Origin of the sequence: Sphingobium cloacae (genome assembly GCF_002355855.1) — a bacterium.
Taxonomy (GTDB): domain Bacteria; phylum Pseudomonadota; class Alphaproteobacteria; order Sphingomonadales; family Sphingomonadaceae; genus Sphingobium; species Sphingobium cloacae.
The window spans coordinates 3,204,845-3,218,590 of sequence record NZ_AP017655.1 but is presented as its reverse complement, the minus strand read 5'-3'; the positions used below and the strand labels follow the sequence as shown (position 1 = coordinate 3,218,590).

General features: G+C 65.4%; 14 protein-coding genes. 2 read left to right on the top strand and 12 right to left on the bottom strand.

Translation table 11 applies throughout. The annotated features are described in order from the left end of the window. Positions 1-3: 3 nt before the first annotated feature. The 8 genes from SCLO_RS15770 to pyrH form a co-directional block, all read right to left on the bottom strand. The gene (locus SCLO_RS15770) at positions 4-666 is read right to left on the bottom strand and encodes an OmpH family outer membrane protein (protein ID WP_066520547.1); all 663 of its coding nucleotides are present in this window, start codon (positions 664-666) and stop codon (positions 4-6) included. Next, positions 666-3,320: an outer membrane protein assembly factor BamA gene (gene bamA / locus SCLO_RS15765; protein WP_066520549.1), complete on the bottom strand. Its 2,655-nt coding sequence runs from the start codon at positions 3,318-3,320 to the stop codon at positions 666-668. Before bamA ends, SCLO_RS15770 begins: the two co-directional genes overlap by 1 nt. A gap of 90 nt (positions 3,321-3,410) precedes the next feature. Next, entirely contained in the window at positions 3,411-4,544 is a 1,134-nt protein-coding gene (rseP, locus tag SCLO_RS15760) for an RIP metalloprotease RseP (protein WP_066520557.1), read from the bottom strand. Then, positions 4,541-5,698 (bottom strand): 1-deoxy-D-xylulose-5-phosphate reductoisomerase, encoded by a 1,158-nt coding sequence (locus SCLO_RS15755; protein ID WP_066520558.1) that lies wholly within the window; start codon positions 5,696-5,698, stop codon positions 4,541-4,543. Before SCLO_RS15755 ends, rseP begins: the two co-directional genes overlap by 4 nt. Then, complete coding sequence (locus tag SCLO_RS15750) at positions 5,698-6,474, bottom strand: phosphatidate cytidylyltransferase (RefSeq protein WP_066520560.1); 777 nt, start codon at positions 6,472-6,474, stop codon at positions 5,698-5,700. The genes SCLO_RS15755 and SCLO_RS15750 overlap by 1 nt, the downstream gene beginning before the upstream one ends. A 4-nt stretch (positions 6,475-6,478) precedes the next feature. Further along, a complete protein-coding gene (gene uppS / locus SCLO_RS15745) occupies positions 6,479-7,219 on the bottom strand; it encodes a polyprenyl diphosphate synthase (RefSeq protein WP_066520561.1) in 741 nt (246 codons plus the stop codon). 46 nt (positions 7,220-7,265) lie between these two features. Further along, positions 7,266-7,823, bottom strand: a complete 558-nt coding sequence (gene frr, locus SCLO_RS15740; RefSeq protein WP_066520565.1) for a ribosome recycling factor — start codon at positions 7,821-7,823, stop codon at positions 7,266-7,268. Positions 7,824-7,829: 6 nt separating this feature from the next. Beyond that, entirely contained in the window at positions 7,830-8,555 is a 726-nt protein-coding gene (gene pyrH / locus SCLO_RS15735) for a UMP kinase (protein ID WP_066520567.1), read from the bottom strand. Between the two features lie 137 nt (positions 8,556-8,692). On the opposite strand from pyrH, the gene SCLO_RS15730 reads away from it, so the two are divergent. Continuing rightward, the gene (locus SCLO_RS15730; RefSeq protein ID WP_066522499.1) at positions 8,693-9,763 is read left to right on the top strand and encodes an IS630 family transposase; all 1,071 of its coding nucleotides are present in this window, start codon (positions 8,693-8,695) and stop codon (positions 9,761-9,763) included. Between the two features lie 92 nt (positions 9,764-9,855). On the opposite strand, the gene tsf is transcribed toward SCLO_RS15730, so the two are convergent. Together tsf and rpsB are read right to left on the bottom strand one after the other, a co-directional pair. Beyond that, complete coding sequence (gene tsf / locus SCLO_RS15725; protein WP_066520997.1) at positions 9,856-10,785, bottom strand: translation elongation factor Ts; 930 nt, start codon at positions 10,783-10,785, stop codon at positions 9,856-9,858. Between the two features lie 98 nt (positions 10,786-10,883). After that, the gene (gene rpsB, locus SCLO_RS15720) at positions 10,884-11,642 is read right to left on the bottom strand and encodes a 30S ribosomal protein S2 (RefSeq protein ID WP_066521000.1); all 759 of its coding nucleotides are present in this window, start codon (positions 11,640-11,642) and stop codon (positions 10,884-10,886) included. 247 nt (positions 11,643-11,889) lie between these two features. On the opposite strand from rpsB, the gene SCLO_RS15715 reads away from it, so the two are divergent. Continuing rightward, positions 11,890-12,117: a hypothetical protein gene (locus SCLO_RS15715; protein WP_066521002.1), complete on the top strand. Its 228-nt coding sequence runs from the start codon at positions 11,890-11,892 to the stop codon at positions 12,115-12,117. 3 nt (positions 12,118-12,120) lie between these two features. On the opposite strand, the gene SCLO_RS15710 is transcribed toward SCLO_RS15715, so the two are convergent. After that, positions 12,121-12,843 (bottom strand): CDP-alcohol phosphatidyltransferase family protein, encoded by a 723-nt coding sequence (locus SCLO_RS15710; RefSeq protein WP_066521056.1) that lies wholly within the window; start codon positions 12,841-12,843, stop codon positions 12,121-12,123. Positions 12,844-12,893: 50 nt separating this feature from the next. Beyond that, positions 12,894-13,628: a phosphatidylserine decarboxylase gene (locus SCLO_RS15705; protein WP_066521004.1), complete on the bottom strand. Its 735-nt coding sequence runs from the start codon at positions 13,626-13,628 to the stop codon at positions 12,894-12,896. Positions 13,629-13,746: the final 118 nt, after the last annotated feature.

Sequence of the window (13,746 nt, the reverse complement as noted above, 5' to 3'; positions counted from 1 at the left end):
AAATCAGCGCGAGGTCGGCTGCTGCGAAGGATTGGCGGGGGCAGCGGCGGCGGGCGCCTGACCCTGCTGCTGCTGACCGCCCGGACGCCAGCCGGCGGGCGGCGTGATGCTGACCGACGGCACCAGCGCGTTGAGTTCCGTCACGACCGCCTGGGTGATGTCCACGGCGGGCTGATAGGAAACGGTGGCGTCGGGGCCGAGCACCAGATCGACCTTCGACTTGGTCATCGCATTCTTGAGCGCGTCGGACAGCTTCGCCGAAATCTGCTCTTCGACATAGGCGTTCGCGAGCGCGATCGGCTCGCCCAGTCGCTGCAATTCGGCCTGGCCGTTCTGCTGGGCCGTCTGGGCCGCTTCATACTGGGTCTGGATCGCCGGCGTGGGCTTGCCGCCCGCCGCCTTGAGCGCCGCGTCGAGCGCGGTGCTCTTGGCGCGCAGATCAGCGTCGATGGCGTTCTTGCGCGCGGTGAAGCTGTCGATCTGCGCCTTGTAGGTCGTCTGGATCTGGGTGCGAGCCGCGGTGTAGGCGTTGCTGGTCGCAACGGCGCGCTGGATGTCGGCCACGGCAATGCCCTGCTTCGACTGGGCTGCGGCGGGCACGGCGGAAAGCGCGAGGGCGGAAACGGGCACAAGCGCGAGCGCGGCGGCCTTGGTGATCATTTTCATCAGAATTGTGTCCCTACGTTGAAGGTGATGAGTTTGGTGTCGTCCCCTGGTTCCTTGAGCAGGGCCTTGGCGATGTCGATGCGGAACGGCCCGAAAGGCGAGTTCCAGTTGATGCCGAAGCCGACGGACACGCGGGGCTTCAGCGTATCGCCCAGATAAACTTCCTCGAATCCCGACCCGTCGATATAGGTCGCGGTCGAACCGGGCGCGACGCTTCCGCAGGTTCCAATGCCAGCGGCGGGCTGCGTCGTTGTCGTCGCATTGTCGCCGCTGCCCGTCTGGACGCTGCAATAGCCGTTGAAGCGGCCATTCCCGTTGACGAGGACCGGGTTCTTCAAACCGGCGACCGCGCCGGCATCGACGAAGACCGACGGCCGCAGACCCATTTCGCGGGCGCCGGAACCCAGAGGAATCTCCACCTCCGCCCGCGCCATATAATAGACCTTGCCGCCCAGCGCGTCGTCGCTGACGTTGCGGTTGCCCGAATTGCGGACATATTCCCCGTCTTCGTTCTTGGTCAGATAGTAACGCTTCACGCGCGGGCCGATGCCGCGAATGTCGAAGCCGCGAATCTGCGGTTCGCCCAGGAAGAAACGGTCAGTCAGGCGTATCTTGTCGACCGGATTGCCGGCATCGTCGCGCCGCTCGCCTTCCAGCGAATGGATGTAGCCGCCCTCCGCCGAGATGGAAAAGATGAACCCTCCGCCCAGCGGCCAGAATTTGGACCCGTTCAATCGCGATCGGACATAGCGGACGCTGCCTCCCAGCCCGGCGAAATCCTGGCTCAGCACGACATTATGGCCGCGCGTGGGCCGGATGCGGTTGTCGCGGGTATCGTAGATCAGCGAATAGCCGACGGACGAAGTCGTCCGCTTGCCGATGGCGTCGCACAGGTAACGCCCGGCCTTGATGGGATCACACCGGCCGTCCGTGTAGAAAGTGTCCTTATCCAGCGTCACGTCGTCGAAATTCAGGCTGTAGCGCAGGGCCAGCGACATATATTCGGTGATCGGCACGCCGGCACGGATCTGGAAGCCGGTGGTCGTCTGTTCGTAGGTCGTGTCGCGGTCTTTATTGTTGAGATAGCGGAAGCTGTTCAGATCGCGCCGGTAGATGTCCCCGCCCAGCGCGATATTCTTGTCCATGAAATAGGGCTCTGTGAAGCCCAGTTCGATCGACTTGGAATAGTTGGACCAGTTGACGCTGGTGCGCAGTTCCTGTCCCTTGCCGCGGAAGTTGCGCTGCGTGATCGAAGCCGCGAGGATGAAGCGCTCGAGCGAGGAGAAGCCGGCCGACAGCGACAGTTCGCCGGTCGATTTTTCCTGCACATTGGTTTCCAGCACGATGCGGTCCGGCGCGGAACCCGGCTTCTGTTCGACCTCCAGCTTTTCCTGGAAGAAGCCCAGCGAATTGATGCGGTCCTTCGAACGCTTGACGAGGAAGCTGTTGAACGCGTCCCCTTCCGCCAGGCGGAATTCGCGGCGGACGACCTTGTCCTGCGTCAGCGTGTTGCCGTTGATGTCCACGCGCTCGACATAGACGCGCGGCGCGTTGGCGATACGGAAATTGATCCCCATCGTCAGCGTGTCCTTGTCGCGCTGGAAATCCGGCTGCACGTCGGCAAAGGCATAACCGAACAGGCCCGCCGTCTCGCTCAGCGTGTCGACCGTATCCTCGACCTGCTTGGCGTTGTACCACTGCCCCTTCTTCATCGGCAGCATCCGGGTCAGCGAATCGCTCGACAGGTCGCGAATGTCCGATTCGACCTTCACGTCGCCGAATTTGTAGCGGTCGCCTTCCTCCACCACATAGGTGATGATGAAATCCTGCTTGTCGGGCGTCAGCTCCGCCACGGCGGAGGTCACGCGGAAATCGGCATAGCCTTCGGTCAGGTAGAACTGGCGCAGCTTCTGCTGGTCATAGGCGAGGCGGTCCGGATCATAGCTGGTCCCGGACGAGAAGATGCGGAACCAGCGCGACTGCTTCGTCACCATCTGGCCGCGCAGTTCGCCGTCGCTGAACTTCTCATTGCCGATGATGTTGATCTGGCGGACCTTGGACTTGGGGCCTTCCGAAATCTCGAAGACGATGTCGACGCGGTTCTGGTCGAGTTGCACCATCTTCGGTTCGACGGTGGCGGCGAAGCGGCCCTGGCGGCGGTAAAGCTCGATGATGCGGGCAACATCGGCGCGCACCTTCGACCGGGTGTAGATCTGGCGCGGGGCGAGCCGGATTTCCGGGCGGATCTTGTCTTCCTTCAGGCGCTTGTTGCCTTCCAGGACGATGCGGTTGATGACCGGATTTTCCTTCACCTCGACGGTGAGCGCGCCATTGTCGTTGCGGATCTGCACATCGGCGAACAGTTCCGTCTCATAAAGGTCGCGTAGCGCCTGATCGAGCGATTCCTGCGTGAAGGGCTCGCCGAGGCGCAGCTTGGTGTAGGAAAGGACGGTGTCCGGTTCCAGGCGCTGCTGGCCCGTCACGCTCAGGCTGCGGATGGTTCCGGCGGGAGCCACCGCAGGCGGCGCGGCGGGCGCGGCGGCGGGCGCAGGCGCGCGCTGCTGCGCGGCGGCGGGCATGGCGGACAGCCCCGCGATCATCGTCGTCGCCAGCAAGGCCGCGACGACCGGACGCTGCCTGTTGCTGCTCATCATCGCTGTCACCCGCTCCACCCTCAAAAAATGCAAAGTCTGTTTCCCGTCTGTAAAGACGATATGAAATCGCGTCTCCCTGCCCGATGCGGATCAACCGATCAAGTCGGACAGACGCTCCCAGAGCCCGAAAGAAGACAAATCGTTGAAAGTCACCAGCATCATCACCGTCAAAAGCAGCGCAAGGCCGGATCGATAGGCCCATTCCTGCACCTGCGGGCTGACCGGCCGCCTTTGTATCGCCTCCAGCCCGTAAAACAGCAGGTGGCCGCCATCCAGCATCGGGATTGGCAACAGATTGATGAACCCCAAATTAATTGAAATGAGCGCCATGAAGAAGACGAAGCTCTCCACGCCCAGCGTCGCGGCCTGACCGGATACCTCGGCGATCTTGAGCGGCCCGCCCAGTTCCTTGACGGAACGGCCGCCGCCGATGATCTGGCCCAGCGTCTCCACCATGGTCCGCACGATGTCGCCGGTCCGGTCGATGGCGACGATGGGCGCGCGCCACAGGCTGACCGGTTCGATCACCGGATCGCCGGGCGCGATGCCCAGCCGCCCGATGCGGAAGCTGTTGCCGAAGCCGTCCTTTTCCTCGACCGCGCCGATCTGCCCCTGCCGCGTGAATTGCGCGCCGTCGCGCTCCACCAGGATGGCCACCGGCTCGCCGGGGCGGATCTGGGCATAGAGGCGGATGTCGTCGAACGTCCCCATCTCCCGCCCGTTGAGCGAGACGATGCGGTCCCCCGCCTCGATCCCCGCGGCGGCGGCAGCGCTGCCCGGCTGGACCTGCCCCGCGATGGCGGGCGTCCGGCTTTCGCCATAGGCCACGGCGAAGGCGGCGAGAATCAGGATCGCGAACAGGAAATTGATCGCAGGGCCCGCAGCGACGATCGCGGCGCGCTGCCAGAGCGGCTTGGCGGGGAAACTTTCGGAGCGTTCCGCCGCCGACAATTCCAGCCATTTGGGATCGGTCTGGCTGGCGGCGTTCATGTCGCCCTTGAACTTCACATAGCCGCCCAGCGGAAAGGCGGCGATCCGCCAGCGCGTGCCACGGCGGTCCACCCATGCGGCCAGTTCCGGCCCGAAGCCGATGGAAAAGGCGTCCGCCTTCACCCCGCACCAGCGGCCGACCAGATAATGGCCCATCTCATGCACGAAGACGAGGGGTCCGATGACCGCGACGAAAGCGAGAATGGTCAAGAGGAAACCGGGATTCTGGATCAAACCGTCAATCTTTCCATCACCTGCCTTGCGACCGCGCGCGCTTCGGCGTCCGCCGCCAGCACATCATCGATCCCACGCGGCACAGCCACGCTATAGCGGTTCACTACATCCTCCACAATTGCGGCGATATCAAGGAAGCCGATCGCCCCTTCCAGGAAGGCGGCGACGGCGACCTCATTGGCTGCATTGAGGATGGCGGGCACGGCTCCGTCCGCCCGCACCGCCTGCCGCGCCAGACGCAGGGCGGGGAAGCGATCCTCGTCGGGCGCCTCGAAATCGAGCCGGCCGATGCGCGCCAGATCGAGCGGCTGGCACGGCGTGGCGATCCGCCGGGGCCAGGCCAGCGCATGGGCGATGGGAATCCGCATGTCCGGCGATCCCAGCTGCGCCAGCGTGGAACGGTCGCGAAACTCGACCATCGAATGAATGACCGACTGGGGGTGGACGAGGATCTCTATCCGGTCGGTGCCGATGGGGAAGAGATGCGCCGCCTCGATCAGTTCCAGGCCCTTGTTCATCATCGTCGCGCTGTCGACGCTGATCTTCGCGCCCATCGACCAGTTGGGATGCGCCACGGCCTGCGCCGGCGTGATGGCGCGCATCCGGTCGCGGGTGAAGGTACGGAAGGGACCGCCGCTGGCCGTCAGCGTGATGCGCGCGACTTCATCGAGGCCGCTGCCCGCAAGGCACTGGAAGATCGCATTATGCTCGCTGTCCACCGGCAGCAGCGTCGCGCCGGATGCCCTGGCCGCGTCCATCATCAACAGGCCCGCCGACACCAGCGACTCCTTGTTCGCCAGCGCCACCGTGCCGCCCGCCCGCAGCGCCGCCATCGTCGGGCGCAGCCCCGCGCAGCCGACGATCGCCGCCATGCTCCAGTCCGCGCCCGCCTGCGCGGCTTCGACCAGCGCCTCTTCGCCCGCCATCGTCCGTACAGGGGAGCCCGCCAGCGCCTGCCGCAGCGGCTCGTAAAGTTCCTCCCGCCCGATCACGGCCATGGCCGCGCCGCATTCCCTGGCGAGGCGCGCCAGCCCCTCCACATCGCTATGCGCGGTCAGGGCCACGACTTCATAAGCGTCCGGCTCGCGACGGATCAGGTCCAGCGTCGACATGCCGACCGATCCGGTCGCGCCGAAAATCGACACCTTCCGCATCAGGCCGCGCCGATCATCAGGAACAGCGCGGCGGCCAGCGGCGCGGCGGCGACCACGCCGTCCAGCCGGTCCATGACGCCGCCATGGCCGGGCAACAGGTTGCTGCTGTCCTTGACGCCCGCCCGCCGCTTCATCCAGCTTTCGAGCAGGTCGCCCAGTTGCGCCGCCACCGCCAGCAGGCCGCTCGCCGCCGCCAGCTGGATCGGCAGGCCCGCGAAACGATGCAGGAGGAACCCGACCACCAGCGCCGCCAGCACGCCGCCCGCAAGGCCCGCCCATGTCTTCGATGGGCTGACGCGCGGGGCGAGCTTGGGCCCGCCGATCGCGCGCCCGGCGAAATAGGCGCCGATATCCGTCGCCCAGACCAGCGAAAGCGCCCAGAAGGCAAGCAGCAGGCCCAGCGCGTCGGGCTGTTGTCCGCGCAGCAGAAGGAGGGCCATGACCGGCACGCTGACATAAAGCACGCCCAGGGCCAGCGCGAGCGAGCGCGCCGTCAGCAAGACGAAGAAGAACGCGCCCGCGACAAAGGCGAAGGCAAGCCAGGAAACCCCCGCCGCCAGCGGACACAGGATCGCCAGCGGGAAGGAGACGGCATACATCGCCATCTTGCGCTGCTGGTCGGGTACGCCGACCAGCTGCCCCCATTCACCCTGCATCAGCACGCCCGCCACCACCAGCAGGAGCCAGAAGGGGAAACCGCCGAACCACAGCGCGCCCACCGCCACGGCGATCAGGATCAGGCCCACGACCGCCCGGGTCCGCAATTCGCCCGTCATGCGGTCACAATCCGCCGAAGCGGCGGTCGCGCGTCCGGAACGTGTCCAGCGCCTGCGCCAGCATCTTTCCGTCGAAATCGGGCCACAGCACGTCCGTGAAATAGAGTTCCGCATAGGCCGCCTGCCACAGCATGAAATTGCTGAGCCGCTGCTCGCCCGACGTGCGGATGAGGAGGTCGAGCGGCGGCAGATCCGCCGTGTAAAGGGCCCGGTCGATATCCTCGATGCCGATCTGGTCCGGCGCGATCTCGCCCGTCGCGGCCTTCTGCGCCAGCAATTGCGCCACGCGGACCAGTTCGTCCTGCGCTCCATAGTTGAGCGCGATGGCGATGACCGGCCCGCTGTTCGCGGCGGTGCGCGCGACCGCGCCGTCGATCAGCGTGACGAGCAAAGGGTCGAGCGCCCGGTAATTCCCGATCACGCGCAGCCGCACGCCATTGGCATGGAACTCATCCAGGTCGGACTGGATGAAATGGCGCAGCAGGGCCATCAGGTCGGCGACTTCCCTCGCCGGCCGCTTCCAGTTTTCCGAGGAAAAGGCGTAGAGCGTCAGGCATTCCAGCCCCAGCTCCCGCGCGGCCCGCGCGATGCGGCGGACCGCCTGCACGCCCGCCTGGTGCCCGGCGATGCGGGGCAGCAGGCGCTTCTTCGCCCAGCGGCCGTTGCCGTCCATGATGATCGCCACATGGCGCGCGCCATGGGCCGGAGCAGCTTGGGGAAGATCGGGCTGGGCCTGGCTTGCCATCAGGGGAGGATGCTCGCGGAGGTCACGCGGGACAAGGGGCCCCGGCTCAACGGCCGAGGATTTCCTTCTCCTTGGCCGCGGTGGCCGCGTCTATGTCCCCGATGGTGGCGTCGGTCAGCTTCTGGACCTCGGTTTCCAGCCGCTTGCGCTCGTCCTCGCTGATCTCGCCCTTCTTCTCGTCGGTCTTGAGATTGTCCATGCCGTCGCGGCGGACGTTGCGGACGGCGACGCGCGCGCCTTCGGCATATTTGCTGGCGAGCTTGGCCAGTTCCTTGCGGCGCTCCTCGGTCAGGTCCGGGATCGGCAGGCGCAGCGTCTGGCCGTCGACAATGGGGTTGAGGCCGAGGCCCGCCGACCGGATCGCCTTGTCGCAGGGACCGACATTGCTCTTGTCCCACACCTGCACCGACAACATGCGCGGTTCGGGCGCGGAGACGGTCGCGATCTGATTCAGGGGCATATGCGCGCCATAGACCTCGACCGTCACCGGATCGAGAAGCTGGATATTGGCGCGTCCGGTGCGAAGGCCCGTCAGGTCCCCCTTCAGCGATTCGACGGCGCCCGCCATGCGGCGCTCAAGGTCCGCCTTGTCATATTGAGCCATGGTTTTTCAGCGCTCCTGATTTTGCACGATCGTCGCGACCCCGTCCCCCGCCAATACCTTGGCGAGGTTTCCGGTTTCGCGGATGTTGAAGACGACGATGGGAATATTGTTTTCGCGGCAAAGCGCAATGGCGCTGGCGTCCATGACCTTGAGGTTGTCGTTCAGCACCTTGTCGAAGCTGATCGCGTCATAACGCGCCGCGTCCGGCACCTTCTTCGGGTCGGCATTGTAGATGCCGTCGACGCTGGTGCCCTTGAACAGCGCGTCGCAGTTCATTTCCGCCGCCCGCAGCGCCGCCGTGGTGTCGGTGGTGAAGAAAGGGCTGCCCGTGCCCGCCGCGAAGATGACGATCCGGCCCTTTTCCATGTGCCGCACCGCCTTGCGCCGGATATAGGGTTCGCACACCGACGCCATCGGGATCGCCGACTGGACGCGCGTGTCGTAACCGATCTTTTCCAGCGCATTCTGCACCGCCAGCGCGTTCATGACGGTGGCGAGCATGCCCATATAATCGGCGCTCGCCCGGTCGAAGCCCTTGGCCGCGCCCGCAAGGCCCCGGAATATATTGCCGCCGCCCACGACGACGCACAGCTCGAACCCCGCGTCCTTCGCCGCCGCGATCTCGCCCGCGACGCGATCCACGGTTTCGGGGTCGATGCCGAACTGCCCCTGCCCCATCAGCACTTCGCCCGAGAGTTTCAGCAGGATGCGCTTGAAGGCCGGGCGTGACATGCGGGGCAATATTCCATTTATGAACGGGCAAGGAAATGGCGCGCACCTTAGGCAGTGCGCGCCATATTGTGAAGTCCTTAGTGCAATGACGCAGACGGGAGATTCACAAATCGTCTAGGACATGCGACTCTCCCGTCATGGCCCAGACCGTCAACATCCTCTTGAACGCCGCCGACCGTGCTCGGCTTGAACAAATCGTCGGCGACCGCAACTGCCCGCTCAAGCATGTGCTGCGCGCCAGGATCGTGCTGCTCTCCAGCGACCGCTTGCCGGTGCTCGAAGTGGCCCGCCGCGCCGGCGTCAGCCGACCTGCGGTCTGGCGCTGGCAACAGCGCTTCGCTGAGGAAGGCGTCGATGGTCTTCTCCGCGACAAGACGCGCAAGCCCGGTACGGCGCCGATCGCCGCGCCCGTCGTCGCACGGATCGTTGCGTTGACCTGCTCCGAACCGCCCGGTGCCGTGACCCATTGGACCGGCCGCGCAATGGCCAAAGCCTTCGGCGTCTCGCTCCGAACCGTCCAGCGCATCTGGCAGGTCCATCACCTCCAACCCCACCGTCTGCGAACCTTCAAGAGATCGAGCGACCCCGCCTTCGCCGCCAAGGTCGAAGACATCGTCGGTCTCTACATGGCCCCGCCGGCTCACGCCGTCGTCATCTCGATCGACGAGAAGAGCCAGATCCAGGCCCTCGACCGAACCCAACCCGGTCTGCCGTTGAAGCCGGGCAAATGCGGAACAATGACGCACGACTACAAACGCAATGGCACGACCACCCTGTTCGCCGCGCTCGACGTCCTCCACGGCACAGTCGTCGGTCGCTGCATGCCCAAGCACAGGCACCAGGAGTTCATCAAGTTCCTCAACGCCGTCGAGCGCGCCGTTCCTGCCGGCAAGGTGATCCACGCCGTCCTCGACAACTACGCCACCCACAAGCATCCGAAGGTCCTGGAGTGGCTCGCCGATCATCCACGCTGGGTGTTCCATTTCACCCCGACCTCGGGCTCATGGCTCAACGCCGTCGAGAACTTCTTCTCGGCGCTCACCCGAAGGGTCATCCGGCGCGGCGTCTTCACCTCCGTCGTCGACCTCCAGGACACCATTAGCGCTTACATCCGAAAGCAGAACGCCGACCCTAAGCCCTTCGTCTGGACCAAGCCGGCCGAGACCATTCTCGCCAAACTCAGGCGGCTGCCTGTACCAACCGACTGAGTCAGTGCACTAGCTTCCCCTGCGGACTTGTCGAGAAGCGGGGCCTCCCGATGTCGCCCGAACGGAACGGCCTGTCAGATCAGGTCCAGCGATCAGGCGACGCCAGCGGCCGCGGCCACCTCGGCCGCGAAGTCGCTCGTTTCCTTCTCGATGCCTTCGCCGAGCTGGAAGCGGACATAGCTTTTGAGCGTGATCGACTTGCCCGCGTCCTTCGCCGCCTTGGCGACGACATCGGCGACGGGTGTCTTGTTATCCATCACGAAAAGCTGCGACAGCAGAGCGTTTTCCTTGGCATATTTCGCGACCGCGCCGTCGACCATCTTGGCGACGATTTCGGCGGGCTTGCCCGATTCGGCGGCCTTTTCAGCGGCGATGGCGCGTTCACGCTCCAGCAGGGCCGGGTCGATGTCGGCAGCCGACAACGCCAGCGGGAAGGCGGCGGCGATGTGCATCGCGATCTGCTTGCCCAGAGGCTCCAGAACGTCGACGGGCGCATCGCCCTCCAGCGCGACCAGCACGCCGATCTTGCCCAGGCCCGGCGCAGCGGCGTTGTGGACATAGGACACGACGACTCCCTGGCTCACTTCGAGCTGGGCGACGCGGCGCAGCGTCTGGTTCTCGCCGATGGTGGCGATGTTAGCGACCAGCTTCTCCGCGACGGTGCCACCGGCGGGGTGCGCCTGCGCCGACAGCGCCTCGGCATCGGCCGCGCCGCTCTTCAGCGCGATTTCAGCGACGGTGCGGACGAAATCCTGGAACTGATCGTTCTTGGCGACGAAGTCGGTTTCGCTGTTCACTTCGACGGCCACGCCCTTGGTGCCCGCGACGGCGACGCCCACCAGGCCTTCGGCGGCGGTGCGGCTCGACTTCTTCTGCGCGGCGGCAAGGCCCTTGGCGCGCAGCCAGTCGACGGCGGCTTCCATGTCGCCATTGGCTTCGGCGAGCGCTTTCTTGCAATCCATCATGCCCGCGCCCGAACGGTCGCGCAGTTCCTTGACGGCGGCAGCGGTAATCTCGGCCATGTTTCGGCTCCTAATGTCAAATGGTTCCAATAAGCGGCAGGGCGCGTTCCGGTGGAGCGCGCCCTAGCCTGTCAACTTTGCAGTTCGAAGACCGCGGATCAGGCCTGAGCGGCGACCTCTTCGGCCTCCGGCTCGTCCAGCGCGCCCATGTCGATGCCGGCGGCTTCCTGCGCGCCGCGGTTGCCCTTGGTCGCGGCGGCGGCGACGGCGTCGCAGTAAAGGCGGATCGCGCGGCTGGCGTCGTCATTCGCCGGAACCGGGAAGGCGATGCCGTCGGGCGAGACGTTCGAATCGAGGATCGCCACGACCGGGATGCCCAGCGTGTTGGCTTCCTTGATCGCCAGTTCTTCCTTGTTGGCGTCGATCACGAACATGACGTCGGGAATGCCGTTCATGTCGCGGATGCCGCCCAGCGAAAGCTCCAGCTTCTCGCGCTCGCGGGTCATCTGGAGGACTTCCTTCTTGGTGAAGCCGTGGGTGTCGCCCGACAGCTTCTCTTCCAGGGTCTTCAGACGCTTGATCGAACCCGAGATGGTCTTCCAGTTGGTGAGCATGCCGCCCAGCCAGCGATGGTTGACGAAATGCTGGCCCGACTTGCGCGCCGCTTCGGCGATGGGGTCCTGCGCCTGGCGCTTGGTGCCGACGAACAGCACCTTGCCGCCCGCGGCGACCGACGCCGACACGAAATCGAGCGCGCGCGCGAAAAGCGGCACGGTCTGCGACAGGTCGAGGATGTGGATGCCGTTGCGCTCGCCGAAGATATACGGCTTCATGCGCGGGTTCCAGCGGTGGGTCTGGTGGCCGAAGTGAGCGCCGGCCTCGATCAACTGATTCATGGTGACGACGGGAGCCGCCATAATTTTTCTCCTTCCGGTTGATGCCTCTGGGAATCAGGAACCGGGAAGCCCCAGCACCGGATATGTGCGATTCCCATGTGGAATGGGCGGCCCTTTACCGGCCCGCGCGCGCGGACGCAAGAGGGCTTGACGCGCCGCGCGAATTGGAACATATGGTGAACATGCGGAACAAAAGGCCATTTCGGGCCATTTGTCCCCTCATGATGGAACAAGCCATGCAAATGGCAAGACAGAAAGTGAGCGTCCTATGTTCACCCTCATCGCGGCAGTGGTTTTCTTCGCGTCCTTCCTGCTGGCGGCCGTCACCATCGTCGGCATGTTCGCGCTCTATCGCGACAAGATGATCGCGGCCCTCCTGTTCGAGCCGATCCCGCAGGAAGTGCCGGTCTATCGCCTTCGGATCAGCCGCCGCCGCGTTTCGGCGGGGCTTCGGCGGCCCGCTTCCCTTCTCGCCGTCCCCGCCTTGGCCGGGTGAAGCTCAGGAAGCCACGCCCGATTGCTGGCGCCTGATCCGGGCATAGGAGACGATGCCGAAGGGAATGGTCAGCACATAGCCGATACTGAGGACCAGCAGCGTCAGCCATGGATCGGTGATCAGCAGGGCGGCGAGCAGGCCCGCCAGCGCGATCGCCTCCAATCTGATTCGCTTGCGCAGCCGCAGGGCCGACCAGCTGTAGGTGGCGATGCTGGAAATCATCAGGAAGGCGGTGAAGGCCGCCCAGGGCGCGACCACATACCATTCCCGGAAGATCGGTTCCCCCGTCACCAGCCACAGATACATGGGAATGAAGGCGATGCCCGCCCCCGCAGGCGCGGGAACCCCCGTGAGGAAACCCGCCGACTTGTGCGGCTGTTCGTCCGCGTCGATATTGGCGTTGAACCGCGCCAGCCGCAGCGCGCAGGACAGCGCATGGGCGAGCGCGAAGATCCAGCCGAATTTCGGCATGGCATGCAACGACCAGAGATAGAGGATCAGCGCGGGCGCGACCCCGAAGGCGATGGAGTCGGAGAGCGAATCCAGTTCCGCCCCGAACCGGCTCTCTCCCCGCAGCAGCCGCGCGATCCTTCCGTCCAGGCCGTCCAGCACGCCCGCGAACAGGATGGAGAGCACCGCCCGCTCCCATTCGCCCGAAATGCCGTAGCGAACGCCGGTGAGGCCGAAGCACAGCGCCATGGCCGTGACGGCGTTGGGCGCGACCATCCGCAGGGTGATCCCCCGCCGCAATCCGCGCGGGATGGCGCGCCGCTGCCTCACTGTTGAATGCCCTTTATGACGCGCCTGTCGCCGATCTGGCCGAGGATCGTCTCGCCCGCCACCGTCCGCTGGCCCAGCACCACGCGCGGCGCGGTCCCGGCCGGCAGATAGACATCGACCCGGCTGCCGAAGCGGATGAGGCCGATGCGCTGCCCGGCCGCCACCATGTCGCCCGGCTTCACGAAGGGCACGATCCGCCGCGCCACCAGCCCCGCGATCTGCGTGAAGCCGACGCGCAGCCCGTCATGCCGCTCGACCAGTATGTGCTGGCGCTCATTATCCTCGCTCGCCTTGTCGAGGTCGGCGTTCAGGAATTTCCCGGAGATATAGACGACCGACTTCACCGTCCCGCCGATAGGGGTGCGGTTGATGTGCACGTCGAACACGCTCATGAAGATCGACACGCGGATCATCGGCTGGTCGCCCAGCCCTTCCGCCCCCGCCATCTCGCGCGGCGGCGGCACCCGCTGGATCAGCGTGACGAGACCGTCGGCGGGCGCGACGATGGCGTTCTCGTCCTGCGGCACGGCGCGCACGGGATCGCGGAAGAAGGCGAACACCCAGATGGTGACCAGCACCATCAGCCAGCCCGCGATTTCCCAGCCCAGCAGGAACAGCACGACGGTGATCGCCACCGCGATCAGCCCGAATTTCATGCCCTCGGGATGCACCGATGGGAAGCGCCATTTCACATTGCCGCCCAGCGCGACCGTCAGTTCGTCATTTTCCATGAGGCTGTCTTTAGGGAGAGAGTGGGACAGTGACAACGTCCTATGGCGCGCGAACGATCCGGCGCGCCATTGATCGCGCCTCGCAAGGGCGATGGGGCGGGTTGAACATTGCCGCCGC